At 58.6% G+C, this 25,937-nt stretch carries 15 protein-coding genes, 1 tRNA gene and 1 pseudogene; 11 read left to right on the top strand and 6 right to left on the bottom strand.

All coding sequences use genetic code 11. From position 1 onward, the window contains the following. Positions 1 to 633 precede the first annotated feature (633 nt). The 5 genes and pseudogenes from LG409_RS04445 to LG409_RS04425 form a co-directional block, all read left to right on the top strand. Positions 634 to 2,391, top strand: coding sequence for an HsdM family class I SAM-dependent methyltransferase (locus tag LG409_RS04445; RefSeq protein WP_096921341.1), 1,758 nt, complete (start codon positions 634 to 636; stop codon positions 2,389 to 2,391). Beyond that, positions 2,384 to 4,885: a hypothetical protein gene (locus tag LG409_RS04440; RefSeq protein ID WP_096921342.1), complete on the top strand. Its 2,502-nt coding sequence runs from the start codon at positions 2,384 to 2,386 to the stop codon at positions 4,883 to 4,885. Before LG409_RS04445 ends, LG409_RS04440 begins: the two co-directional genes overlap by 8 nt. Then, complete coding sequence (locus LG409_RS04435) at positions 4,872 to 9,053, top strand: helicase-related protein (RefSeq protein WP_227407685.1); 4,182 nt, start codon at positions 4,872 to 4,874, stop codon at positions 9,051 to 9,053. Before LG409_RS04440 ends, LG409_RS04435 begins: the two co-directional genes overlap by 14 nt. Positions 9,054 to 9,065: 12 nt before the next feature. Continuing rightward, complete coding sequence (locus LG409_RS04430; RefSeq protein ID WP_096921344.1) at positions 9,066 to 11,303, top strand: hypothetical protein; 2,238 nt, start codon at positions 9,066 to 9,068, stop codon at positions 11,301 to 11,303. A 155-nt stretch (positions 11,304 to 11,458) separates the two neighbouring features. After that, positions 11,459 to 11,862, top strand: a pseudogene (locus LG409_RS04425) (DDE-type integrase/transposase/recombinase); the annotation flags it as partial. A 45-nt stretch (positions 11,863 to 11,907) separates the two neighbouring features. Here the strand turns inward: LG409_RS04425 and LG409_RS04420 are convergent. Further along, positions 11,908 to 11,984: transfer RNA gene (locus LG409_RS04420), tRNA-Ile, on the bottom strand. Positions 11,985 to 12,168: 184 nt separating this feature from the next. On the opposite strand from LG409_RS04420, the gene LG409_RS04415 reads away from it, so the two are divergent. After that, positions 12,169 to 12,744, top strand: coding sequence for a hypothetical protein (locus tag LG409_RS04415; RefSeq protein ID WP_039175667.1), 576 nt, complete (start codon positions 12,169 to 12,171; stop codon positions 12,742 to 12,744). 50 nt (positions 12,745 to 12,794) lie between these two features. Here the strand turns inward: LG409_RS04415 and LG409_RS04410 are convergent, their stop codons facing one another. From LG409_RS04410 to LG409_RS04390, 5 genes are all read right to left on the bottom strand, one after another. Then, entirely contained in the window at positions 12,795 to 14,630 is a 1,836-nt protein-coding gene (locus LG409_RS04410; RefSeq protein ID WP_227407684.1) for an ABC transporter ATP-binding protein, read from the bottom strand. A 62-nt stretch (positions 14,631 to 14,692) separates the two neighbouring features. After that, entirely contained in the window at positions 14,693 to 15,502 is an 810-nt protein-coding gene (locus tag LG409_RS04405) for an ABC transporter ATP-binding protein (RefSeq protein WP_039175663.1), read from the bottom strand. Next, positions 15,499 to 16,581, bottom strand: coding sequence for a FecCD family ABC transporter permease (locus LG409_RS04400; RefSeq protein WP_227407683.1), 1,083 nt, complete (start codon positions 16,579 to 16,581; stop codon positions 15,499 to 15,501). Before LG409_RS04400 ends, LG409_RS04405 begins: the two co-directional genes overlap by 4 nt. A gap of 88 nt (positions 16,582 to 16,669) precedes the next feature. After that, entirely contained in the window at positions 16,670 to 17,638 is a 969-nt protein-coding gene (locus LG409_RS04395; RefSeq protein WP_218314500.1) for a FecCD family ABC transporter permease, read from the bottom strand. A gap of 56 nt (positions 17,639 to 17,694) precedes the next feature. Further along, a complete protein-coding gene (locus LG409_RS04390) occupies positions 17,695 to 18,672 on the bottom strand; it encodes an ABC transporter substrate-binding protein (protein WP_096921348.1) in 978 nt (325 codons plus the stop codon). A 244-nt stretch (positions 18,673 to 18,916) separates the two neighbouring features. On the opposite strand from LG409_RS04390, the gene LG409_RS04385 reads away from it, so the two are divergent. The 5 genes from LG409_RS04385 (at position 18,917) to LG409_RS04365 (ending at position 25,927) form a co-directional block, all read left to right on the top strand. Beyond that, positions 18,917 to 21,103 carry a TonB-dependent receptor domain-containing protein gene (locus tag LG409_RS04385; RefSeq protein WP_227407682.1) on the top strand — a complete coding sequence of 729 codons (2,187 nt, stop codon included), beginning with the start codon at positions 18,917 to 18,919 and terminating at the stop codon, positions 21,101 to 21,103. A 190-nt stretch (positions 21,104 to 21,293) separates the two neighbouring features. Beyond that, on the top strand, positions 21,294 to 22,214 hold the full coding sequence (locus LG409_RS04380) for a LysR family transcriptional regulator (RefSeq protein WP_039176031.1): 921 nt from the start codon (positions 21,294 to 21,296) through the stop codon (positions 22,212 to 22,214). 76 nt (positions 22,215 to 22,290) lie between these two features. Then, on the top strand, positions 22,291 to 23,166 hold the full coding sequence (locus tag LG409_RS04375) for an AEC family transporter (RefSeq protein WP_039175659.1): 876 nt from the start codon (positions 22,291 to 22,293) through the stop codon (positions 23,164 to 23,166). Positions 23,167 to 23,246: 80 nt separating this feature from the next. Then, on the top strand, positions 23,247 to 24,449 hold the full coding sequence (locus LG409_RS04370; protein ID WP_084123727.1) for a PQQ-dependent sugar dehydrogenase: 1,203 nt from the start codon (positions 23,247 to 23,249) through the stop codon (positions 24,447 to 24,449). A gap of 32 nt (positions 24,450 to 24,481) precedes the next feature. Next, complete coding sequence (locus LG409_RS04365; protein WP_096921350.1) at positions 24,482 to 25,927, top strand: sensor histidine kinase; 1,446 nt, start codon at positions 24,482 to 24,484, stop codon at positions 25,925 to 25,927. Positions 25,928 to 25,937: the final 10 nt, after the last annotated feature.

Below are 25,937 nucleotides of genomic sequence, written 5' to 3'. Positions count from 1 at the left end.
CGCTTTTAAAACAAGAAATTACTGACAAAAAAGTAAAAACTACCGTAATCGAACGAAAGGCATAGCACCGTGGAATCAGTAGGTTAGCGAAGTTTGAGGATAGAACAGGAAGCTGGTGTGTGTACCGTTGCTGCACCGCTCTGCTGACCTCGCCCAGCTACCATAAGCAACGAAACGTTGAAAGCTATGTACACGAGGCTCAAGCAGAGCCTACCTGCTTTATAGAGCGGTTGCCATCATGGAAGTGGCTTTACTGATTGTTGTGATTGTGGCTCAGTTGGTCATCCTGGACACTACAGGTAGAGGCTATACACTTGATCACCCAGGAAAAGGGCATAGCTCTCACCCTGAACACGTTCTAGACGGCAACGACCGTAGGTGAGAGACTGCTCCAGGGCCAGCTTCGTGAAAGGTGACACATGCCCATCTCGGAAGAACACCGCCACAGTAGCGAGACTACTATCCCTCGCCGAGCGAGCATGGCATATCGAGTTGTAGATGGTCCCAATATGGTGCCTTCTTGGCCCCCCGGAGTTCAGCTTCGTACTACTCACGGGTGTCATGTAAAGGATATTTTTCAAAAAAACCTTGGCTACAGATAAGATTCTTTATACAAGCCTAAGCAAACACCCCATGAAAACTATTGTTCGTTCCAGCATCGCTACAAACAGCCAAACTCTCAAAAAACAAAAACAGTGCTTTCGCAAATATTTGTCTCAACTTCAAGCTCTACCTAGCTGCCTCACCCCCCGAGACATCCTTCTATCGATTCTTGATCGCTATCTAGACTCACCGGAGGCCTTCAAGGGCATTGACTATACTTGCGTCAAAAACACAGCCGTAGATGACACACTCAAATGGCTCATAGATCTGGATCTTGAATATGCCGCTTACTGGGTAGGCTCCTTTTACTCCAATCTTATCCCCTCAGAAATCCGTAAGCGTCAGGCAAACTACTTCACCCCACCACCACTGACCAACCGGCTTCTAAACAAGATAAATGGAGGCGAGAAGAGCTTGTTATTTGGCAAAATCATTGATCCTTCCTGCGGTGGTGCAGCATTCCTTATTCCTGCCCTCCTTCGCCTTAAGGGCAATAAGCGATTTCAGAGAATGACCCCGCATGAACGTTTACTTCACGTGGAATCCCACTTCTTCGGCGCTGACATTGACTCAGTCTTAGTCGAGATCACGAAGATTTTTCTCTACGCTCTAATGGCCGATGATATCTCTTACTCAACCTACAGACCTCAGTGGAAAATCCTGACTGGAAATGGTCTAGAGGCTTTCAGTGAAGCACTAGGCTCCTTCGACTTGGTGCTGAGCAACCCTCCCTATCGCAAGATGAAGCGTGCTGAAGTGGAGAGGCTAGATACCCCTCGTCTGCGCAATATTGTGGAGGGCCAATCAAACCTATATGCCCTATTTAGTTTACGGGCACTGGACCTGCTCAAGGACGGTGGCGAGGCTTGTCTCATTACTCCAATGAGCTTCTTTTCCGGGAAAACATTTTGCAAGCTGCGTCAGGCCCTCGACAACGAGGCTCACATCAAAAGCTTGGACTTGATTCATGAAAAGGGTAGCTCCTTCTTCGGCGCAGAGCAGGATGCAGTACTGACTCACTTGAGTAAGACTGGTCATCTTGATAGCCATCAGACGCAGATCAGCCTTATTGACACGGAAGAACGAGTAACCGATTTGGGGAAGTGGACCATTAGCCAAGGTTCCTCGCCCTGGACATTCCCTAGGACAGTTGAAGGTGTACATGTACTGACTCGTTCCCGGAAATTTAACGCGAGGCTTGTGGATTATGGCTACAAAATCGTTACAGGCCACCTAGTCGACTACCGAGATAAACGACCGAGATACGCCAGTCTAGACAAGGCACCGAACCCCCGAAATGTGCTCCCTTTGATATGGGCCCATGCCGTCCAGCCGGGCGTACTTGATCTTGAGCGGGCCCGAGAAGCTGGGTGCCCTTGTTTTGTAGATCAATCTACCAATCCAAGCAGAACCGGTGAAATCCATACACCAGCTGTGGCCCTACAGAGGGTTACCGCGCCCAAACAAGCGAGACGCCTGGTTGCTGCTGCAATTCCTACCGAACTATACGAGGCCTTTGGAGGTGTAGTGGGTGAAAATCACGTCCTCTTTCTCGTTGCTACAGAGAACCTACCTCTTATTCCAGCCGAAGGATTAGCGGTCTTGATCGGGTCGTCCTGGACAAATGAGCAGTTTCGTTGCATATCAGGGGCAACTAACGTATCCAGTTATGAACTGGGTCAGTTGAGATTCCCTCCTCCTGAACACCTAGCCGATGCTTACGAAAAAACAAGAGACTGGGCAGAGGCAGTAACACAGATTACTCAAGAGGACATAGTCTATGCCTGAAGGGGAGATCAGAATTCTACCCGAGCTAAATCAAGAACTGGGAACGTTCATGGAAGGCCTATTGGCTCAAGAGGATACTCCTGAGAAGCCACTGGAATTGTCCAAATCATTCCTTAGGTGGGTAGAGATAACACGCACTCTGGTAGATTCTGGTGGTATTGCAGCTCGTCTGCTATGGCCAGGCAAAGTGCCTCACCCAGGGCTGACCCACCTTATGGCTAACCTCGTCGCCTACGAGGAAGACTCTAGTGCGCTAAGAACCTTGATCTATCCAGCTTCGTTGTCGCGATTTAATCAACTTAACAGATATATTCTTTTCGGAGAGCACCTACGGAAACTGGCTAACGAGTATCAGGAGTACTACCTTTCCGAAAACGGCGGCTTGCGCTACAACACCACGTTGCTGCTGTTTGCTCTTGCGCGCTTACCATGGGTATATGCTAACGAGGTACTGCCGTCCTACCATTACCGCACCGGTGAGTCCACATGGCCCGTTCGCCCCGGGAACCTGTTCCGGGAGAGTGACCTCAGCTACCTCAAAGCTGGCGACCGCAAGAATGCCCGTGCGTTAATGGAGCAGAATGCCGTTCTCGAATCGCCCATGGGTCTGCTCTCCATCGGCGGGCGCGTAAAAAAGGACATGGTTACACGTGAATTGCACAATCTTTTCGCTGACCCAGTAGCGCGGCCAGGACTAGTCATCTTCGACGCTCGACGCATTATGCTCAATCTCTCTGGATGGGATCACGACTCCATGGTGGCGCGCCTGGCCGATCTTGTCTCTCTTATTGAGGAGACTACAAACCCACCGGGATTGCTGATTCTCACCGACGCTCCCTCTACTTGGCGTCACTTGCAGATCACTCTAAAAAGCCGTAGCGCTAATATCTCCGAGGCCATGACGCGTACGCTGCTAGACAATAGTGCTATATGGGCCACGCCCCGTGACCACATGCTTACCCAGTTCAAGGCGGAGACTTTGCAGGCCTACCAGGTTGAGCTCGACAAGCCATATGTCATCGATGCTTACGCAGCTTGTGTTATCCGGAAGCTACATCGCTTGCCCTACGAAATGAGTGCCATTGACCGCGATGGTCAGACTGTTCTGAGACATGCTTCCAGTGTTCTAGGCAACATCTCCGCCCTGACATTAAACCTCGAGAAACTCAAGGCACTAATGTCAGACATAACAGGCTTCGAACGATCCTTTGACCGCATCGATTGGCGCAAAGCTAAGCGTGCGGTACTCCAGTGGGCCCGTGATGCTAATTGGGTGCTCGAAGGCTCCGAAATTGAGGCAGCGCTCAATGCAGGCGATCAGCTCGTCGAACACTGGAAGGAAAAAGGACAGCCCTTTGCCCAAGCCGTAACCGAGCGTATCAATAAGTCTCAGGCTGACCACTTGCAGCTGGTGGTTGGCTCCTCTCTGGAAGCCTATGCCTGGAACCAGGCCAGCCTAGCAGGCTTGGAAGCTATACCTATATCTCGGGTTACCACCGATGTGGAACAGCACAAAACTACAATCTACACGGCTCTGACTTCGCAGCTGATCGACGAATTACTGCTGACTCCCCAATGCGATGATATCGAGATTGTTCTCACACCCAAACATGTGCGCCTAGCCCAGCACCATCTTGAGGGCCTGCTCGCGAGCTCGGGTCTTGAGCCATTCAAGCCGGCTATCGAGGGATTGCTCATGATTTTCGACGAGGCCAGCAGGGATGAGAGCTTTGAAATCCTGGTGCAGAGCCAGACCGGATCCAAAAGAGAGTGGGTATATGACAGTTACAGCTATGGCCCTGAGCTACTGATCCAATTAGATCACGAGGAGCTCTGGTACCGATGGAACAATTCTCAGTTTCTTCGTCAAAATCGCCAGGGTGGTATGGAGCTGGTGAAGGGACGGAGCCTGCGTAGGGGTGACCGGATACTCGGCATCAGTGATGAACTGCGCGAGGAACTGCGCGATTTTCTCAGTGAGAAAGACTTCGATGTCCTTATGTCCAGCCATCAGAGCAGCGGCTTGCTGAGACTCTATCACCGTGAAATTTGCCGCCGATATGAAAGTTACCCAGTATCGGAAGATCAGCGTTTCAAGGCGATTAGTAAAGCTATGGCGCAAGCGTACCCTAAGTTCAACATCAGCCGCGACATGCTGTGCAGCTGGCTAGCCCCAGCTCTAGAGGAGAACCTTAATGGCCGCGCACATGCCCCACAGAAAGAAGAGCACTTCAATGCCTTTTGCAACATTATGGGTGTCCCGGAGGCGATGTGGGACGTTTTCTGGCAGGCCGTCCGCGCCCACCGCGGAGCCCGGCGACGAGACGGCCGGATTGAGAGCGGCTTGATCCTCATGTACCTAATGAAACCGGAAGCCATCGTTTACCTAGATACTCCGAAAGAAAAATTGCAGCGCTTCAGAGAGCGTCTGTTGATGAACTTCTCGGAAATTACCGATATCAATCCATTGGAGGATGCCGATGATGAATCGTGACAATCCCGCCGATATTCCAGAGACGTTGAAGGAAGCCGTCACTCTGGGAATAGTGCAAATGCTCAATGATCGAGTTGCCGGGAGAGACGAAGATACTGACATTATTTTTGGTACAGCACCGACAGATGTCCTAGTCTCCGGTTTCCTGCTACCGCCGCGACCACAAAGCAGCGGGATAGCTAGGAATGAAGGGGATACGGATGAGACCCTCAAGGCATTTGACGAAGGTGATCCGGTCACCCGCCAGATTCATATCAGCAATCACGGTCTGGACTTACTAATCCATGCGCACGGCGAAGGCACCCTCACCGTGCGTCCGCGCTTTAACATCTATCTGCGCATGATCCCAACCCAGGAAGAGCTCAAACAACACAATCTGCGACCGGTTCCGCGGCTCTCTGGGGATGCCCGACGAGTAATCAGGGAAAAGCTCAGAGCGCGCAAGGAAAGCTCCCTACCAAAAGAAGGGGAGAGCCAGAAAGCGCTCCATGAACGTCTGCTCGACGAAGTGCGCACGGAAATTGGCCTACCACGGTTGAGCATGGAGAAGGACATGGCTGACGAGGCGGCGGTCTCCCTAGAAGAGGCCGTGGACAGCCTGCTGGTTGATGCCACAGAAGGGAAAACAGTGCAGGACAAAGCGGATGATACAGCCAACGTCAACGCCCTGTTCGACCCTATTCCCGTGCCACATAAATGGGTGCGTATCCCGGTGCATCCCTCCCCCCTGATCCTGGATTTTCCGGCCTGCCGGCCCGACCTGGACACACATCTTCGCTCTCACGAGGCACTCATACAGCAAGCGATTAAGGATGCCATCCAAACCTGGATACAGACCGATCCCGAACGGGATCGGGATCGGTACCTCTACCGAAGCCGCACATCTATCCTGTACAGCGAGCTGGAAAACTGGGACAGCTTCATCAATCGCGTCAATAGCGTAGACCAGTCTCCGGTGTTACCCGCGCACAAGGTGGCCTGGGATATCGGTTTCAGGAATAACTGGGCAAATCCAGAGCAACTGAGCACCCGAATATCCCTGATCAACGATAGTCGAGACCCGGATGACAAACGGAAACTTCTGCGGGCTAACCGTGACTGGGAAGGCGCTCTGTTCGATCTAAGCCTCGAAGTGGAGCTTGAGGAGAACCTGCATGTGCCTTTGAAGATGAGCCGCATCAAGCGCTCCTATCGAGTGAACCGCTTCCTGAACTACCCTGCCATCGGTATCAACGGCGGTGTGCGTCGCTTGCGTTCATTACCCGGGCGTATTCGTCTGGGAACCACCTGGACGCCACAATTCACTCAGCCGCGGATGGAGCCGGTGCCACACAAGGGCATTAATCGACGCATACGTGATCTCGCCCAGCCGGGTGGCCACGTTCATCTGCAGGGCTTGCGTGAAGCTTATGCGCACTGGATCGATGACGTGGCCAAAAACACCGAGCTAGAGGCAATGGGTTTCAGCGGCGAGGAACTAGAGAAGGAAAAAGGGGCTCTCGCCCGAGATGTTGAGGAAGGCTGGAAGGTAGAGATGGCTGCGGTCAGTGCTGGCCTGCATATACTGGAGAGCTCTTATGAAGCCTGGAAAGCCAGGGGGCCACAGAGCGACCCAAAGGCCGCGCCGTACGAGGCTTGGCTGGCCATGAACGAGACCATGGCAAACGTGATGCAGGTCTCTACGGGTAAAGACGATGCCCAATGGCGACTGTTCCAGATCGCCTTCATTCTCGCCAACCTACCGACCCTTGTGACACGCATGAAAGCCTTCCATGGCTTGTTTGAGGAATATAGGGACGAGGCAGTCACTCTACTGTATTTCTCCACCGGTGGCGGCAAATCAGAGGCCTTCCTCGGTCTGCTAGTCTTTAATCTTCTACTCGATCGCATCCGTGGCAAGCATTTTGGTGTAACCGCCATGCTCCGCTATCCGCTGCGGTTACTAACCATTCAGCAGGCCAGCCGTACTGCGCGGGTGCTTGCCCAGGCTGAGCTCGTACGCAAGTCACACCAATACGGCGGAGAACCTTTTGCTATTGGCTTCTGGGTAGGCAGTGGCGGCTCACCAAACTGGCGGAAGGATGTTAAGGGTGTTCCCCCCCTGAGCAAGGGGATCGGGCAGCTCTCTGAAAAAGAGGCCAGCACGTACGAGAAGGCCAAGGAAGACTGGCTCAAGATCATCAAGTGCCCTTTCTGCGGCAATTCCACCATGCTGCGCAAGGCGGACAACGGGCTGCTGGCCCACGTTTGTACTGATGTCCATTGCGGAACTCATGCCGGTCAAGCCTACCAGCCTCTGCCGTTCTACATTTGCGATGAGGATATTTACAAGAAGGCACCGTCGGTACTCCTCGGAACAGTCGATAAGCTAGCCCTTATCGGGCAGAACGACAGCACTCTCAAGAAGGTATTCAGCATGTTCGGACTCGCTGGATGGCTCGATGAGAGCGGAGAACTGGTGACGCCCACTCGCGCCAATCTCGAGGCGGCGGAGAAGACCCAAAGCGGATTCACTCGCCTAAAACCGGCGTTTGAGGACGGTGTTGACCTATTCCACGACCCATTCCCCTCTTTGCTGGTACAGGACGAAGCGCACTTGCTCAACCAGTCCTTGGGCACCTTTGCCAGCATTTTCGAAACTCTCTTCGAAGCCTCACTCGACCACCTAGGCGAGAATATGCCGGACAAGACGGTAGCCGGCTATCCAGGAACCGGGGACACCACCCGCCGCAAGGCCAAGGTCATCGCCGCCACAGCTACGGTATCTGATCCAGAACGGCACATGGAGCACCTCTACCAGCGCAAGATCCCAACCGTACAATTCCCCCATCCGGGTCCAGACATCTACCGCTCGTTCTACGCCCAACCTAAAGTGCGTGATAACCCACCTTCCAACCTCAAGCCGGATCAGGAAGAGCATACTGCGCACTGGTCACGCATTTATTGTGCGGTCCTCACCAACGGCCGAGCCCATACGTCGGCCACGGCCAATATTCTTGGCAACTTTCATCTGATCATCACCGAGCTTTACGAGGCGCTATATAGCTGCGATGAAAATCAACAGGAAGCAGCGCGTCAGAGACTATTGAAGGCCATTGACCCAGAGCACCCCAACGCGGGACAGTTTCGAGACCAACTCCTGCATGAGAGAACCACCCCTGAGCGGCTACTGACTCTTGTAGATCTTCATCGTATTGCGCTCACCTATGTCACAAACAAGAAAGGCGGCGACCAGGTTCTTAATGCGGAACGCGAGGAAATTCGCAAATGCCACGAGACCAAAGACCTGCCCTATGAGGGCGAGGTGACAAGCATGATCACCGGAGATGTCTCCCAGGGCGAGATCCAAAACATCATCGACATCGCCGAAAATATTCCGGCTCCGCGTACGCCAATGCCCGGTCTCAAGGGGCTCATGCGCTCAGTAATCGCCACCTCAGCAGTATCACACGGTGTCGACGTCGACGAGTTCAACTCCATGTTTTTCGCCGGGGTTCCCTCGAACATTGCCGAATATATCCAAGCCTCATCACGCGTGGGGCGCGCACATACCGGTTTTGTACTGTTGATACCGACACCGCAGCAGCGACGGGATCGATACATCGTCGAAGTCTTCGATGGCTTCCACCGTTTCCTTGAACGCATGGTGCAGCCGGCCCCGATTGACCGATTCGCCAGGCAGGCCATGGAGCGAAGCTTCCCCAGCATCTGGCTCAACTATCTCGGAGGCATCCTGCCGCTTTCTAAGTTCCTAGATGCAGACAAGCAGCGCTGGCGGGACGGTTCCTCCGTGAGCCAAGTTCTGCGGGAATTTCAGGGCGGAAAGGCAATCATGAATCGAGAGGCATTCAAGAATTATGTCAAGGAAGCCCTCGGAGTCAACCCGGAATTCCTTGAAGAGAGTAATTTTAAATACTACCGGAAGCATTTTGACGAGCTTACCGTAAGATTGATCAACCGCTTGCAGAAGGCCGTCAATGAATATAGCGACTCGGGTGACCTGTCGATGCACAGCTACTTCAGCGAATTTGCAATCGTAAAGGAAGAACAACCCATGACATCTCTTCGTGATGTGGATGAAAATGGGATCATCACGCAGAAAGTCAAACGGGAAAAGATCAAGGCCACGCGCACCTTGCTACAGGTGGCGAAGCATGGCAAGGCCTGAGGAGCTTCTAGAATGAATAACACTCGCACTAGTGACACTGCAGAAATTAAAGCCAAGATTATGTCACGCTCGCGCAGCCAGCTTTTGTCAAGCTATGCGCCGGGTAAGCTGTTTTCCTTTGAGGACGGACAGGGAAGCTGCAAGATCCTATCTGTTAATAGCACACCTTTCCCGGGCAACGACATCCTTTACATTCAAATGGCCTATCTAATTGAGGATACCGCGTCTGGCTGGTATAGCGTAGGTATGCGTTGCAGTGACAACATCGCCCCCCGTCAGGTACTAGACAGCTCACTGCTCACGGAGCATGGCACAGTCAACAGGCTCAAAAAGCTCGAAACTCTGTTTCATGTCATGAACCCCGACCAGATGGGTTATGAGGTCTTCCCGCTGACCTATACTTGCGGCCACTGTGACTACTTCCTGCGCTTCAACAAAGAGGAGCGTGCGGCGTCATTCTTCAACTCGAATGACGCATGCCCGCACTGCGGTGGAAAACCGCAGTGGCATCAAGTCGATGTGGTTAACGTGCATCCTTCTGGCCGGGTCGAGCCACTATCACCGGCCCGCTGGAATGTCGACGAGCATGGCGAAGTCTCTCAATGGAGCAGTGGCTGCACCTCCTGTGGGAGCACCGAATACACGCTTGACCACCGCAGTAGCAAGCTAAGCGAGTGGCAGTTTATCTGCGCTAACCCAAACTGCATCCAACCGCGAGATATCATCAACAACGACCGTGAAACCCTGGAGATTCTCGACAATCCGCTGGAGCGCATCCGGCTCGCGCGTTTCCGTGCCAGTCCAGCCAATGCATCAAGCACGCACTACACAATTCTGGATCAGTTTGTCATTTTAGGTGGTCTAGGTCTCACTGATAGCGAACGGCTGGAGGAGTTAAAGGAGGTCATAAGCCGGGATGACCATGCAGCATTGGAAAAATTTGTCGCCCACCGATATGGCTATGTGGGAGATGAAATGAATCCTGAGGATATCATCACACGCCTGGACAAAAACAATCTCAAATCAGTCGCCCAGGAACTAAAATTAGCATATGAAGGGTTAAAGGATGCCCAAAATGAAAAAACCTCTCCGAGCATTCTGTCAATCATGAAGAACCACTTCGAGGAATCTAAAAGAAAGGCTATTAACGCCTGCAGCGAACTTAAAGATGAAGTATTCCAGGCCCCAGCAGAAATTCGTGACAAGCTGATACCGGCTGTGCGTCAGGAATTCTCCTCTCGCTACGACCCTTTCCTGCTGGCTGTGGAACACGACTCGCTGCTCAAGGACATCATCCTGAGCGGAACCCATGGCGGCAGTCGCGTGTTTGTTCCCTTTAACAGCCTCGACGATCTCCTGGCTCCCAATGATCCGGAAGAGCGAGCTGCGATAGAAGACCGTGTCAACCAAGCCATGCGAGCTCTGGGTCTGGAAGAGGTCGGCCTCCTTAGAAAATTCCCCTTGTGCCGCTTCAGCTACGGTTTCACCCGCCGCGAGTCCAAACCTTACGTGGAAGAACAGAATGTCGTCATGCCGGTGCGCTTGAATTTGTTTCCCGTTTTACTAGGCGGCGACAAAACCGGCCACAAGAAAAGCCACAACAAACATCCAATCTACGCCATCAATCAGGATAATGAGGCACTCTACTTTCGGCTCAGTGAAGATGCTGTCTATCGCTGGCTGCAGGCCTTCGATGAACCACTGAGCGATCTTTTCCAGTGGTCGCCGGGAGACGAGGTCGCCTTTGGAGGCCGCCTCCTGGAGCGAGCACTTCCATGGGGACGCTACGTGGACAAACTCAATCCAGAAGACACCCACAAGGTGTATCCAATGGTGTACACCCTGCTACACTCCTTTGCCCACCTGGTAATCAACACCATCGCTCAGGAATCCGGCCTCGACCAAGCCTCCCTAGGGGAATATCTTTTCCCTGCGGACTTAGCCTTCGTGGTCTATCGCAATGGTGCCACCATGGACTTAGGCAACATAAGCTCACTTTGGCGCAGTCGACGCGATGCCCTGTTGAGCGACATGCTCAGCCCGCGTGCAACCCAATGTGGCTCCGGCAGTTTATGCGACAGCCGCGGCGGAGCCTGCCCAGACTGCATCATGATCCCTGAGGTCAGCTGCCTGGCGGGTAACAATCTGCTAACCCGCTCAGTTCTGCGCTCCGGTCCCAATTCCTATGAAGCTACTCGTGAACTCTGTCCCATCCTCCCGGGGTTCTTTGATGTCAACGAATCCGCTTAAAACTACCGTCCTGGATGTGTAGTGATTCAATAAAACCAGACACCAACGTAGGTGGTAATATTGCCACCAGAAGCGAGGTGTCTGATGACCAAGCAACGACGTGCTGTTTCGCCTGAATTGAAGCAAAAAGCTGCCAGCCTGAAGGTGACGTCGACATCGGCTGGGCTATGTCGTCCAGCCCGGATGCAAATCTTATTGTGAAAGCGCTGGATCACGCTTGGGAGCAACGTGGTCAGCCTAAGAGCGCCATGTTCCATTCCGGTCAGGGTAGTAACTATGCAAGCCACAAGTGCCGCCAAAGACTTTGGCGCTATCGAATGAAACAAAGCATGAGCCGACGAGGCAACTGCTGGGACAACTCCCCGATGGAAAGGCTGTTCCGGAGCTTGAATCAGAGTAGATACCGTCTTGGGGATATCGAAATCTACCTGAGGCCAAGAAAGACGTTAGTAGCTATCTGATGGGGTACTACAATCAGCAGCGCCCTCACACGTTTAACGATAACCTGCCTCCCGTGGAGGCTGAGGAAAACCTTAAATTACTGTCCGGTATAAGTTGACCACTGAAGGCAAGATAAAAAAACGGCGAGAAAGCCATTGAAGAGTGGTGGGCCCAGTAGGACTTGAACCTACGACCAAGGGATTATGAGTCCCCTGCTCTAACCAACTGAGCTATAGGCCCGAAAAGCGTGCATATCATAGCGAATGTGTGGGGGCACGGCTACCCCTTGGGGCGCTATCTTGTGGTGGGGCGGCACTTTTTCGGGCAGGCTGCGATACCTGACGTAATGCGGTTGCCTGCGGGCCTTCGGGCACTAATCGGCGCGGCCGGGGTCTGCTGATGACTGCTTCTATGGAGACACGCTGTGAAAGCCTTGATTGCTCTTTTTCCGCTGCTGCTGGCGCTGCCCGTTCAGGCCGACTGGCAGTTGGACCCTGCCCAATCGCAGGTGCGGGCGTCCATTACCCAGTTGGACGGTAGCGCGCCGCAAACTCATCATCATCACGTGAGCAATTTGCAGGGCGATATCTCCCCCGATGGCACGCTGCGCCTGCCGCTCCGGCTGAGCCAGACCGACCTGCTGCAACGTTTGGGTGACCTGCCGCCGTGGGTGGGCCTGCTGGCCAATACGCCGCTGGTGACGCTGGTGGCACAGATGCCACCCGAGCGCCTGGACCGCCTGGACATGGGCGAGGAACTGGTGGAAACCCTGACCTTTCGAGTCCAAACCGACCGGCTGACCCAGGAGGAAGCGGTGCCGCTGCGCTTTACCCGCGTCGGGCTGAACGAAGTGCGTGTCACCCATGCCGAACCGATGGCGCTGGATGGCAATGCCCTGATGGCCAACAGCACGCTGCGCACGGTGCTTTCCCTGCTGGGCTATCAGCAGATCGATGAGCATGTGCCGGTGACCCTGAACGCGCTGTTGGTGAACCGCTAAACGCAAGCGCCGCCCATGGGGCGGCGCTTGAGTGCGTGGCACGTGACGGCCTAGCGGCCCAGTACTTCCACATCGCCCGCCTGGGCGGCTCCGGTTTGTACCCGCCACTGGGCGGCGTAGTGGCCATCGGCCTGTAGCAGGCTGGCATGGCTGCCACGCTCCGCTACCTGGCCTTTCTCGATCACGACGATTTCATCGGCATGCACGATGGTGGAAAGCCGGTGGGCAATCATGATGACCGTACGCCCGTGGGCAATGCGCTTCAGCGAGCGCTGGATCGCCGCTTCGGTTTCGTTGTCCACGGCGCTGGTGGCTTCGTCCAGCACCAGAATGGGCGGGTTCTTGAGCAGCGCCCGGGCCAAGGAAAGGCGCTGGCGTTGGCCGCCGGAAAGGCGCACGCCCCGCTCCCCCACCGGGGTGTCCAGCCCTTGGGGCAGCGTCTCGATAAAGCTCCAGGCTTCTGCGGTTTTGGCAGCCTCGATGATGGCGGCTTCGTCGGCATCGGGCATGCCGTAGGCGATGTTGTCGCGAATACTGCCCTCGAACAGGTACACATCCTGGCTGACCAGGCCGATGGCCTGGCGCAGCGAATGCATGCTGACCTCGGTAATAGGCTGGCCATCGACCAGCACGCGACCGCTGGCAGGGTCGTAGAAGCGCAGCAGCAGCTTGATCAACGTCGATTTACCCGATCCCGTGGCCCCCACCAAGGCCAGCGTGGTGCCCGCCGGAACGTGCAGGTCTACCCCGTTCACGCCTACCTGGCTGGCCTCGTACTGGAAGCTCACCGCTTCGAAGCGCACCTCGCCTTTCACCGGTGCGGCCAATGCCTGAGTGCTGTCGTCTTTCACCGTGATGGGGACTTCCAGCAAGTCCAGGATACGCTTGGTGCTGGCCATGGCGCGTTCGAACAGGTCGATGACCTGGGCCAGCCCGGTCAGCGGCCAGAGCAGGCGCTGGGTCAGGAACACCAGCACGCCGTAGGCGCCTACATTGAGGCTGCCGTTGAGCGCCATCATGCCACCCACGGTGAAGGTGGCCAGGAAGCCCGCCAGAATGGCCATGCGGATGACCGGAATAAACGCCGAACTGACCCTGATCGCCTGACGGTTGGCATCTACATAGGCTTCACTGGCGCTGCGCAGGCGTTCGGCCTCACGGGATTCACTGGTGAAGCTCTTGATGGTGGCAATGCCGCTCAGGTTGTTGGAGAGCCGGCTGGAAAGGTCGCCCACTTTCTCACGCACCTCGCTGTAGAGCGGCCCCGCCTTGCGCTGGAAGAAGAACGCTCCCCAGATGATCAGCGGGATGGGCGTGAAGGCCAGCAGCGCAATCAGCGGGGAAAGCACGAAGAACACGGCCCCCACCGCCACCACGGTCACTCCCACCTGAATCAGCGCGTTGGCGCCGCCGTCCAGGAAGCGCTCCAGCTGGTTGACGTCATCGTTCATGGTGGCCACCAGCTGGCCTGAGCTCTTCGATTCGAAAAACGCCATGTCGAGCCGCTGGGCATGCTCATAGGCATCCTGGCGCAGGTCGGCCTGGAGCCGCTGGGCCAGGTTGCGCCACAGCACCTGGTACAGGTACTCGAATAGCGATTCCCCCGCCCAGATAAAGAAGGTCAGCACCGCGAGGATGGCGATCTGCTCGTGCGGGGTTTCGAACCCCAGGCGGGCCACGAAGCTGTTCTCCTGGTTGACCACCACATCGATGGCGACACCGATGAGAATTTCCGGGGCAATATCGAACAGCTTGTTGATGATGGAGCAGATCGTGGCAGCGGTAATCCGCCGACGATACCCCTTGGCGTAGCGCAGCAGCCTGACCAACGCCTGAAAACTTTGGTTGGCAGAACTGGCGGAAGAACTGGGCGTTGAAGAGGCCACGAGGGTTCCTTTTAGCGTGTTGTCATGTATTTTTGGCCTGGAACCCCTGCACGGGGCTCCGCTCATTCAGAACGTTCGGCGCGGCGCACGTTGGCGAGCAGCGGGCTGCCGGTATCCGGGTCCAGCAACAGCGTGCATTCTACCTGATAGAGCGCGCGCACCAAGGCTGGTGTCACCACATCGGCTGGTGCCCCCTGGTCAACGATCTGGCCATCGCGCATGGCAATCAGGTGGTCGGCATAGCGGCAGGCGCTGGCCAGGTCGTGCAGCACCATCACCACGGTGCGGCCATGGCAGGCCAGCGTGCGCACAAGCTCGAAGACTTCGATCTGGTGGCCCAGGTCTAACGCAGAGGTGGGCTCATCCAGCAGCAGCAGCGGCGTTTGCTGGGCAATGGTCATGGCGATCCAGGCACGCTGGCGCTGCCCGCCCGAGAGGGCTTCCAGCGGCCGGTCGGCGAGCGCTTCCAGGCCTGCGGCGGTCAGCGCGTGCTGCACGACCTGCTGGTCTTCCGCCGACCATTGGCGTAGCCACCCCTGGTGGGGCTGGCGGCCAAAGCGAATCAGCTCGGTGACGGTGAGCCCTTCGGGGGCCACGGCTTCCTGGGGCAGCAGCGCCAGTTGGGTGGCAAGCTGGCGCGTGGGCAGGCGCTGAATATCATGGCCATCGAGCAGTACGGCGCCGCCGTCGGGCTTATGCAGCCGGGCAAGCCCCGAGAGCAGCGTGGATTTACCACAGCCGTTGGGGCCAACGATGGCCGTTACCTTGCCGCTGGGCAGCTCGACGCCCAGCTCCTTGATCACCTGGCGTTGGCCATAACTCATGCTGAGCGCGTCGGTGGCCAGGGTGGGTAAACCGGGGGCAGTGCTCATGAGCGACTCCGTTGCGGGCGCATTAAAATCCATAATAACCAGGGGCCACCTACCACGGCCGTGACGATGCCCACCGGAATCTCGATGGGCGCAAACAGGGTTCGCCCGGCCAGGTCGGCCAGCACCATCACCAGCGCCCCGGCCAGGGTGGCGGCCAGAATCGGCACATGGCGAGCGCTGGAGAGTGAGCGAGCAATTTCAGGCCCAATCAGCGCCACCATGCCCACCGGCCCTGCCACGGCAACGGCGAAGGCGGTCAACACCACCGAGAGCATCAGCACCTGAAAGCGGCGGGCGGTGACGCTGACCCCCAGGCCGCTGGCCGTGGCGTCCTTGAAGCGCAGCACGGTCAAGGAGCGGGCCAGCGCCATGGCCGCCACCAGGCCCAGCAGCAGCCCCACGCCCAGCAGTTGAACGCTGCCGCTGGGCCGTGCATTGAGCGAGCCGACCGTCCACGGGTAGGCGGCGTTGGCGGTGTCGATGGCCACCCGCGCCAGCAGCAGTTGAGTAATGGCGCCAAACACGGCCCCAACCCCAATTCCGGCCACGATGAACCGATAGCCCTGAGTTCCGCTACCCGCCGCCAGGCCGAACGTCAGCACGGCCGCCGTGGTGGCCCCGGCCAGCGCCATGGCAGGCGGAGCAATGCCCACCCCCAACCCCACCACCGAGGCCACGGCAAAGGCAGTGGCGCCGTTGTCGATCCCGATGATGCCCGGCGTGGCCAGGCGGTTGCGGGCCAGGGTCTGCATCAGCACCCCGGCCAGGGCGAAGGCGGCCCCGGTATAGCACGCCGCCAGCAGGCGCGGCAGGCGCAGCTCGCGGACCATGAAGGTGGCCATCATCTCCCCCTGCCCGGCCAGCGCCGCCAGCACCGCACGAGGAGCCAGCGCCACGTTGCCCAGGCTCAAATAAAGCAGGCTGGCGGCCATCAGCGCCAGCAGCAACCCCGCATTCACCGCCACGGCACGCTTCTCCAGCAACACATGGTAGCGCCCTGACGTGCTCTGCAAACGCCAATAGCCCGCCGGGGTAGCAGCGGGCGTGGCCAAGGGGGCGGGGGTCGTCATCGGCCACATCGGCCTTGCACCCAACGTCGATTTTGCCGTCATTTTCATAGCGTCAGCGTCCAGGCAAGCAGCGGGCTTGCACAGCATGAAGAGAGGGTCACAGCATGGGTAAACGGCGGGCACGCACCACGGCAATCAGCACCGGTGCGCCACACAGCGCCGTGAGCACGCCCAGCGGCAGTTCGGAAGGCGCCACGATGACCCGGGAGATGATATCGGCGGTGAGTACGATCAACGGGCCTATCGGCAGGCAGAACCAGAGCGTGCGGCGAATGTCCGGCCCGGCAATGGCGCGGGCCACGAACGGCACCACCAGCCCGACGAAGGCAATCGGCCCGGCAATGGCCGTGGCCGCCCCCACCAGCAGCGCCACACAGCCAATCGCCAGCCAGCGAATCAGCCCGGGGCGATGCCCCAGGCCGCTGGCTGCCCGCTCGCCCAGCGCCAGCGCCGCCAGGGGGCGCGCGATGAGCGCGACCGTGGCCGCCGCCACCGCCAAGCTGGGGAGCACCGCCCACCAGTCCTCCAAACGGCGGCCCGCCAGGCTGCCCACGACCCAGAAGCGGATTTCATCGGCAGCGCGCTGATCGTAGAGCAGCATCAGGGAGCTGAGCGAACCCAGCAGCCCGGAAAACGCCGCCCCGGCCAGCACCAGCCGAACCGGGTCGTTGCCGACACCGCGAAAGCGCGCCACGCTGAGCACGCACAGGCAGCCGATCAGTGCGCCCAGCTGGGCCACGGAGATACGCAGGGTGGCGGCGCTGGCCCCCAGCACCAGCGCCAACGCCACGGCGAATGCCGCCCCGGCGCTGACCCCCAGCAGGCCCGGCTCGGCCAGCGGGTTGCGCGAAACGGCCTGCAGCAGTGCGCCCGCCACCCCCAGGGCTACGCCCACGGTCAGGCCGATCAGGGTGCGGGGGGCGCGCAGCTCCTGCACCACGAACAGCGCTTCGCTGTCGTCCACGCCTTGCAGCAGACCCAATACGCGCGCAGGGCCCACCTGGCCCGCGCCAATCACAAGGCTAACGACACACACCGCCAGCAAGGCGGTGAGCAGTATCAGCATCCAGGTCGTTGCGGAGCAGCGCCGGGCGGCGCTGCTCCCTATAAAAGCAGCAGACATCACGGCAACAACGCGTTCTCGATGTCATCCAGGATGGCCTGGGCCGCCAGCGGGCCGTTGGCGCTGCTCCAGAGCTGGCCGTTGACCGGCACGACTCGGTCGTTTTCGACGACGTTCAAACGAGTGAACGCCGGGCTCTGGCGGGCAGCATCCAGCGCGGCCTGGCCATCGGCGTTGAGGGTCGCCAGAAACAGCCAGTCACCGTCTACCTGAGACAGGTTTTCCAGGCTGAGCACGTCGCTGTGGGCGCTGTCTGGCTTGATCAGCCCGGCATCCTGCACCTCCAGGCCCACGCTATCCAGCAGGCCCGTGGCAATCAGGTCCTTCGACATCACCATGGGGCCGCTGGGCATCCAGCGGGCCAGCACGGCCGTGCCGCCTACTCCAGCTTCAGCAATGGCACTGGCCAGCTCTGCGGCGCGCTGCTCCACGGCGGCAATGGCCTCGTCGATCTGCGCTTCGCGGTTGAGCGCCTGGCCATACAGGCGGGCTTCGGCTTCCCAGTTATCGGACGCCAGCGGCTGCGTGTGAGGCACGACGGTAGGCGCAATACGCGACAGCAGCTGGTACTGGGCCTCGGGAAGCTGCGGTGCCGCCAGAATCAGGTCGGGCTGTTGCGCCAGCACGGCTTCGATGTTGATCTCGCGCACGACACCGACGATGGCCGGGCGCTCTTCGCCCAGGTAGGCTTCTACATACTCTGCCACGTTGTCACCGCCCCGAGTGGTCACGGCGCCCACCGGAAGAATGCCTGCGGCCAGCGAGGCATCCAGCGCCCCCTCGTAAAGGGTGACCACACGCTCGGGGTGGTCGTTGACCTCGACCTCGCCATAAGCGGTCTCCAGGGTGCGCGCCTGGGCAGCACCGGCGATCAGGCTACCGACCACCAGCGCCACGACTGTTCTACCCGCCAACCCGATCACACCACGCCCGATCCCACTAGGCCCGATCCCTCTGCGCTGCAACGTACGGCCCATGAAAGCCTCTCCCGATTGAGTGTTGGAAAGATAGTAACGATTCTCAACAGCACTTGCACCCTTATTTACGCGAATGCGCCGTTGCATAACTTGCAACGCTTGAAGGCGACTCGGGGCCGTTTCGGTTCATGCAACGCACCGTTCGATGAAACAGCCTCGCGCATGGGAACTTTTCTTCTTAGAATCCCAACCTCTTTTGATAATCAGTTTCATTAGCAAATAAGTTTCATCTCAGGGGATCGCCATGCCACGCTTTACACGTTCTGCACTGGCCAGCGCCATTGCTGTCAGCATGACCGCCACAGCCGTCAACGCTCAGGAAACTGCACAGCTCAACAACATGGTCGTGACAGCGGCTGGTTATGAGCAAACGCTCAATAACGCGCCCGCGAGCATTTCCGTGGTGACCCGTGAAGAGCTGGAGCAGAAGCAGTTTTCCAACATTGCCGAAGCCATTGCTGACGTACCGGGAGTAGATGTCCGCGCTGGCACGGGCAAGACCGGCGGATTGAACGTTTCCATTCGTGGCATGCCCAGCAACTACACCCTGATCCTCATCGACGGCCGCCGCCAAAACGCCTCTGGCGATGTGACCCCGAACGGTTTTGGTGAGACCTCCACCAGCTTCATCCCCCCGCTTTCTGCCATCGAGCGTATCGAGGTGATTCGTGGGCCGATGTCCACGCTTTACGGCTCCGATGCCATGGGCGGCGTGATCAACATCATCACGCGCCGCGTTGGCCAGGATTGGGCAGGCTCGGTGTCGGTGGAAAACTCCTTCCAGCAGAATCGCGACGAAGGCAACAGCTCCGCCATCAACCTCTATGCCTCTGGCCCCTTGGTGGAAGACACCGTGGGCCTGCAGCTGCGCGGCCGCCTGTTTGACCGAGACGGCTCCGAACGCATGATCGAGAACAGCTCAGGTCGCGACCCGCGACCCTCGGAAGCGCGCATTTACTCCATTGGCGGGCGCATCAACGTCACGCCGGATGAAACGAACGAATTCTGGCTGGATGCCGAGCGCTCCCGCCAGACCTACGACAACAGCGACAGCCGCCTGGGCAACCTGGATACCCCCGCGCGGGTGTTTGGTTATGAAGACGAAATGCGCTTCAACCGCGATCAGGTCGCCATCGGCCATACCGGACGTTTCGAGGCGGGCACCTGGGAAAGCAGCATCAGCCATAGCGAAACCGAAACCCTGGGCCGCACCCTGCCAGCGGGCAATGCCCCCGACTACGGCTACGTGGCACAAGGCGGCGAACCCCGACTGCTGGAAAACCGCGATATCGTGGTCGACAGCAAGTTCGTGGCCCCGCTGGGTGACCACATGGTGACCGTCGGCGGCCAGTACATCGACGCCCGCCTGGAAGACGGTACGGCAGGCAACGAGCGTTTCGAGCAGAACAGCTGGGCCGCGTTCGTGGAAGACGAGTGGCTGCTGCGCGATGATCTGGCGCTGACCCTGGGTGGCCGCTACGAAAACCACGACGCCTTTGGCGGGCACTTCAGCCCGCGCGGCTACCTGGTATGGAACACTACTCCCCACTGGACGCTGAAAGGTGGTATCAGCCAAGGTTACAAGACGCCCACGCTGAACCAGCTGCATGATGGCGTCAACGGATTTGGCGGCCAGGGGGCAACGGTCAATATCGGCACCCCGGATCTGGAGCCGGAAAAAAGCACCAACTATGAAATTGGTGCCATCTACGACGATCAGGAGCGTTTCTCTGCCGGGGCAACGCTGTTCTTCACCCAGTTCCGGGATCGTATCGCCGATGCTGACGATATTCCCAACTGCCAGTTCATCGACAGCAATGGCAATACGCCCAATGCGGGGCTGGCCAACTGCTTGAGCGTGGGTAACTTTACCCAGCAGGAGAGCTTTGGGCAGTTGACCAATATCGACCGTGCCGAGACCCGCGGCGTCGAGCTGAGCGCCAACTATCAGATTGCTCCGGACTGGCGTGTCAGCGGCGGCTATACCTTCACCGACTCCGAGATCACCTCCGGCGACAACGAAGGGATGATTCTGACCAATACGCCGAAGCACAAGCTGACTGCCGACCTCACCTGGCAGATCAACGACCGCTGGAGCACCACGCTGGAAGGCGAGTACTACTCTTCTCGCGAGCGCTTCTCGGCAGGCCTGCCCACGTCGGGTGAAACGCTCTCACTGTATCAGCAGCTGGGCAACAAGCTGGACGGGTATGAGCTGTTCAACCTGCGCAGCACCTACCGCTTCTCCGACAGCGTGCGGCTGACCGGCGCGGTTCAGAACCTGCTGGACAAGGACTTCACGGGCTACGACACCTTCGAGCACAACGGCGACACCTACGCGGCCTACCGCTACACCCAAACCGGCCGCTCCACTGACGGTGTTGCGCTGAACGGTCGCAGCTTCTGGTTGTCTGCTACTTACGAGTTCTGATCGTAGGTCGCCTACGACCCTTACTGTTTCAATGCTGAATTGATGCCCTGGCCTGGTGCCAGGGCTTTTTTTATCCGCAGCTGAGAAGACCTTCTCCATACTCCAAATACAAACACAAATATAAATTATTTTCATTCATCAAAATAAATGGCACACTATTCGCTCCATGACTCAGCTCGGTGGCCGTGCCATGTACGATTTCGATGAACTTGCCGCATTTGCCGATGTGATGTCGACGGGTAGCCTGACCCGCAGCGCCCAGAAGCTGGGGCTGGCCAAGTCCACCCTGAGCCGTCGCATCAGCCAACTGGAAGCCCGCCTGAATCAGCCGCTGCTGCGGCGCCAAGCCAATCGCTTGATCCCAACCGAAGCGGGGCTGCTGTTCCAGAGCTACTGCAACGAGCTGCTGGCCATGGCGGCCCATAGCCAAGAGGCGCTGGCCGAGCTGCGTGAAGAGATCAGCGGCAAGGTCACCCTGGAAGTGCATGGCGCCCTGGCCCGAGGCTGGATGGCGGGGGTCGTGGATGCCTTCCTGACGCGTTACCCCAAAGTGGAGCTGACCCTGCGCACCCGCGAAACGCCGCCCAGCAAGATGCATAGCAACAGCGTGCATATCTGGTTGGGGGCCAATCATGAATGCGGGCTCAATCAGGAGCGGCTGGGGTATCTTTCGCGGGGGCTGTATGCCAACCCAAGCTATCTGAAACAGGCAGGCCGCCCACAGCACCCCAGCGAACTTGGCGAGCACGCCTGGATCGACCTGCTGGATACGGCTTCCAACGGGTTGCTGCTGCATCATTCAGAGCATCCCGACTACCTGTTCGATGCGCCCCGCTCGCGGCTACGCGTCGACCTCACGGTACTGCACATCGATGCCATTGCTTATGGCCAGGGCATTGGCCTGCTGCCCCACTGGGTGGTGGCAAGGCGCGAAAAGCATCACCCGGGGGATCTGGTGCGCTGCCTGCCGGGCTGGGAGCCTGCGGCGCTGCCTGTCACCATGCTGTATGCCTACGGGCAACACTCCCGGCGGGTCAACGCCCTGCTGGAATTTCTGCGTGAACAAGTCCCAGCCGAGTGGCAGACCACTCGCTCACGGGTCAATGCCTGACACCCACGTCACGTTGCTTGCCTGTACAGTGCGTTATTGCCGACAATAGAGCGCTGAACCCCGTCAAGGAACGTTGATGCTCGCCGAACTGTTCGCCGTCATGGCCCCTGTACTGGCAGGCGCCGGGCTTGGCTATGCCTGGGTACGCCTTGGCCACCCCTACCCCGTCGATTTCATTACGCGTCTGGTCTTCAACATCGGCACCCCGGCGCTGGTACTGGCATCGCTGTCGGGCGCCAATATCGATGCGGGCACCTTTGGCCATGTCATGCTGGCCACCGCGCTGGTCATCCTGACCATGGGGGCTGCCAGCTTTCTGGTGGCCAAGCTGCTGGGCCGCCACTGGCGCGTGGTCATCGCCCCCATGATGTATCCCAATACGGGCAACATGGGCCTGCCGGTGGTGCTGTATGCCTTTGGAAGCGCCGGGTTTGCCTACGGCATCACGGTGATGGTGACCGTCTCGCTGTTTCAGTTCACCCTGGGGGCAGCGTTGGATGCCAAGGGCAACCCGCTCAAGACGCTGGTCAAGACACCAACCGTGTATGCCATCGTCATCGCCATGGCGCTGCTGCTCACCGATACCCCTCTGCCTCCTTGGCTGGCCAATACCGTCGACCTGATGTCGGGCTTCACGGTACCGCTGATGCTGATTACTCTGGGGGTTTCGCTGGCCAGCATCCAGGTCAAGAGCCTGCGCTCCGGCGTGGGTTTCAGCCTCATCCGTATCCCGCTGGCCGCCGTGACGGCCTGGTTCATCGCCGCCTGGCTGGGGTTGCCGCCCTTGGCACAAAGCATCCTCGTGGTACAGATGTGCATGCCGGTGGCCGTGTTCAATTATCTGTTTGCCCAACGCGCCCAGCGCGAGCCCGCTTATGTGGCCAGCCTGGTCTTCTGCTCTACGCTGCTGGCACTGATTTACCTGCCACTGCTGCTGGCACTACTGATGTAGGGTGGGGAACCCCACCCCCATGTCGCAGTCACTGCTAGACTGAACCAACCCATCTAGCCAACGTCACCGGAGAACCGATCATGTCCGAACGTCAGCCCGCTGTGTTGAACGTCTTCCCCCTTACTGCCTCCACGCCGGCTCAGGTGCGCCCTGCTGGCTGGCTCGCCATCGCCGCGAGTGGGCTGCTGTTGACTAGCGTTGCACAGGCCGAGACCGTGCACCAAGGGCTCGAAACCGAACACTTCCCGGTGTCCATCGAACGCGTGGCCAGCGGTTTCGAGCACCCCTGGGCAGTGGCATTTCTGCCCGATGGGCGCTACCTGGTCAGCGAGCGTAACGGCCAGCTCAACCTGGTCGACCCGGATAGCGGTGAGACACGCGTGCTGGAGGGCATGCCCGAGGTGAACCACCATGGGCAAGGCGGCCTGCTGGATGTGGTGCTGCATCCAGCGTTTGGCGACGGCGAACATGACTGGGTCTATTTCACCTGGAGCAAGCCGGAGGGCAGCCAGAGCCGTGCCGCGCTTTCGCGGGTCAAGTGGGAGGAGGACGCACTGGGCGAGGTGGAGCATCTGTTCGAGCAGGACCGCGCCTCTGCACCCGGCAGGCACTACGGTTCACGGATCGCCTGGCTGCCGGATGGCACGCTGCTGATGAGCATTGGCGACCGTGGCAATGAGCCGCCACGCGCCCAGGCCAGCGACGACCACGCAGGCACCACCCTGCGCCTGACCGCCACCGGTTCGGCCCCCGAGGACAACCCGTTCGTCGATGACGACACGACGCTGGACGAAATCTATACCCAGGGCAACCGCAACATTCAGGGCATGACCGTGCTCAGCAACGGTGAGGCCTGGGCCACTGAACACGGGCCGCGGACCGGTGACGAGCTGAACCTGCTTCAGCCGGGCAACAACTATGGCTGGCCCGAAGTGAGCCTGGGCAATGACTACGCCACCAATGAACCGATCGGCGTGGAGTCGAAGCCAGGCATGGAGGACCCCGTGTATCGGTTCGATGGACGGTTTGCCCCCTCGGGCCTGGCGGAAGTCACCAGCGAGGCCTTTGGCCCTTGGCAGGGCAGCCTGCTGGCGGGCGGGCTGGCCAGCGAGCAGCTGTTGCTGCTGACCCTCGAAGAGGGCCAGGTCGGCCAGCAAGAGCAGATACTGGATGGCGAAGTGGGCCGCATTCGCGATGTACGCCAGGGGCCCGACGATGCGATCTACCTGCTCTCCGACGGTGCCCAGGGCAGCCTCTATCGGCTGACCCCCAGCCCGCGTTGATACTTCTACTCACTGACCACCACGGATAGACGATGCGCCTACGTAACTTGATCATTCTCACGGTGATTGTGCCGCTTTTCATTGTGCTGGTGGTATTCAGCCTGGTGGCCATCAAGTCGCTGGAGGATAACGTACGCTCCAAGCTGCAAACCGAGGTGGAGATCATCACCCGGGCGCTGAGCACGTCGCTGAGTTACGCGGTGGCCCGCGACAGCGCCACCCCCCTGGAGGAGGCCCTGCAGTCGGCCTTCTCGTTTCACCGTATCTACGGTGCCTATGTGTTCGACACCCATGGGCGCGAGGTATACGGCCTGGGGCTGGGCAAGGACCTGTTCACCCCTGAAGAGATCCGGAAAGTCATCGAACGCGACGACCTCTACAGCAACTATCGCCAGCAGGAGGGCTGGACCTACTACTCGGCACTGATCCCGCTGCGTACCCAGGATGGCAGCGTACAGGGCGTGCTGCAGGTCAACCGCCTGAATACCGGCATCGAAAACTATACTGGGTTCATCAGCATCGTGGCCGTGCTGGTCTTCGTGATCGGTGCGGCGGGCATCGTGTTCAGTATCTGGTGGGGCTTCCGTCGCTACATCGAGCGCCCCCTGAACCGGCTGCTGCACGTCATGCTGCTGGTAGAAGATGGCGACCGCAGCCAACGGGCCACGGCTGATGGCCCTACCGAATACCGTCGGCTGGCCTCAGGCCTGAACGGAATGCTGGACGCCATGGCCGAGAAGGACCGCGATATCGAGGATCGTCAGCGCCGCGAGATCGAGCTGGAAAAACGCCTGCGCAAATCCAAGAAGCTGGCCGAGCTGGGCGTACTGGCAGCGGGTGTCGCCCATGAAATCGGTGCCCCGCTCACCGTCATCAACGGCCAGGCCCAGCGCCTGGCACGCCGGGACACCATCGGCGACGATGAGCGCGCCCGGCTGGGCAGAATACGCGGCGAAGTGGAGCGTATCGTCGAAATCGTGCGCCAATTGATGGAATTGGGCCGACAACATAACGTAGAGAAAGGAAATCAGGCGCTCGACCAGCTTATCCTGAGTGCCAGCGAGCTGGTCGAGGAAGAGCTGGAGCCAAGAAATATTCGTCTGGATATTGATCTTCCTGCACCGACCCCCCATTTACTGGTCAATGGCCAGCAGATCATCCAGGTGCTGACCAACCTGTTTCGCAATGCAGCGCAAGCGCCCGACGTGAACCATATTCGTGTCCGCGCGAAGGCCCATGAGGAAGAGCTGACGCTATGGGTAGAGGATAACGGGCCAGGCATACCGCCCTCCCATCACCATCAGGTATTCGACCCCTTTTTCACCACCAAGCCGGTGGGGCAAGGCAGTGGCCTGGGGCTGTCCATGGTACACCGCATTATCAACGACCACGGCGGGACGATTGGCGTTTTTGACAGCACCCTGGGCGGTGCTGGCTTCGAGATCACGCTGCCCCTTTGTGACACCGCATCCGCTTGAGGACAACGTT

It is taken from the genome of Halomonas sp. NyZ770, assembly GCF_020616575.1.
In the GTDB taxonomy this organism is placed as follows: Bacteria; Pseudomonadota; Gammaproteobacteria; order Pseudomonadales; family Halomonadaceae; genus Vreelandella; species Vreelandella hamiltonii.
Note: the sequence above shows the minus strand (reverse complement) of the source record. Positions and strands in the feature narration are given on the sequence as shown.

Coding starts and splice junctions, on each gene's coding strand:
- LG409_RS04445 (WP_096921341.1), top strand. CDS start 634: ATGAAAACTATTGTTCGTTCCAGCATCGCTACAAACAGCCAAACTCTC.
- LG409_RS04440 (WP_096921342.1), top strand. CDS start 2,384: ATGCCTGAAGGGGAGATCAGAATTCTACCCGAGCTAAATCAAGAACTG.
- LG409_RS04435 (WP_227407685.1), top strand. CDS start 4,872: ATGATGAATCGTGACAATCCCGCCGATATTCCAGAGACGTTGAAGGAA.
- LG409_RS04430 (WP_096921344.1), top strand. CDS start 9,066: ATGAATAACACTCGCACTAGTGACACTGCAGAAATTAAAGCCAAGATT.
- LG409_RS04405 (WP_039175663.1), bottom strand. CDS start 15,502: ATGAGCACTGCCCCCGGTTTACCCACCCTGGCCACCGACGCGCTCAGC.
- LG409_RS04400 (WP_227407683.1), bottom strand. CDS start 16,581: ATGTGGCCGATGACGACCCCCGCCCCCTTGGCCACGCCCGCTGCTACC.
- LG409_RS04395 (WP_218314500.1), bottom strand. CDS start 17,638: ATGCTGATACTGCTCACCGCCTTGCTGGCGGTGTGTGTCGTTAGCCTT.
- LG409_RS04390 (WP_096921348.1), bottom strand. CDS start 18,672: ATGGGCCGTACGTTGCAGCGCAGAGGGATCGGGCCTAGTGGGATCGGG.
- LG409_RS04385 (WP_227407682.1), top strand. CDS start 18,917: ATGCCACGCTTTACACGTTCTGCACTGGCCAGCGCCATTGCTGTCAGC.
- LG409_RS04380 (WP_039176031.1), top strand. CDS start 21,294: ATGTACGATTTCGATGAACTTGCCGCATTTGCCGATGTGATGTCGACG.
- LG409_RS04375 (WP_039175659.1), top strand. CDS start 22,291: ATGCTCGCCGAACTGTTCGCCGTCATGGCCCCTGTACTGGCAGGCGCC.
- LG409_RS04370 (WP_084123727.1), top strand. CDS start 23,247: ATGTCCGAACGTCAGCCCGCTGTGTTGAACGTCTTCCCCCTTACTGCC.
- LG409_RS04365 (WP_096921350.1), top strand. CDS start 24,482: ATGCGCCTACGTAACTTGATCATTCTCACGGTGATTGTGCCGCTTTTC.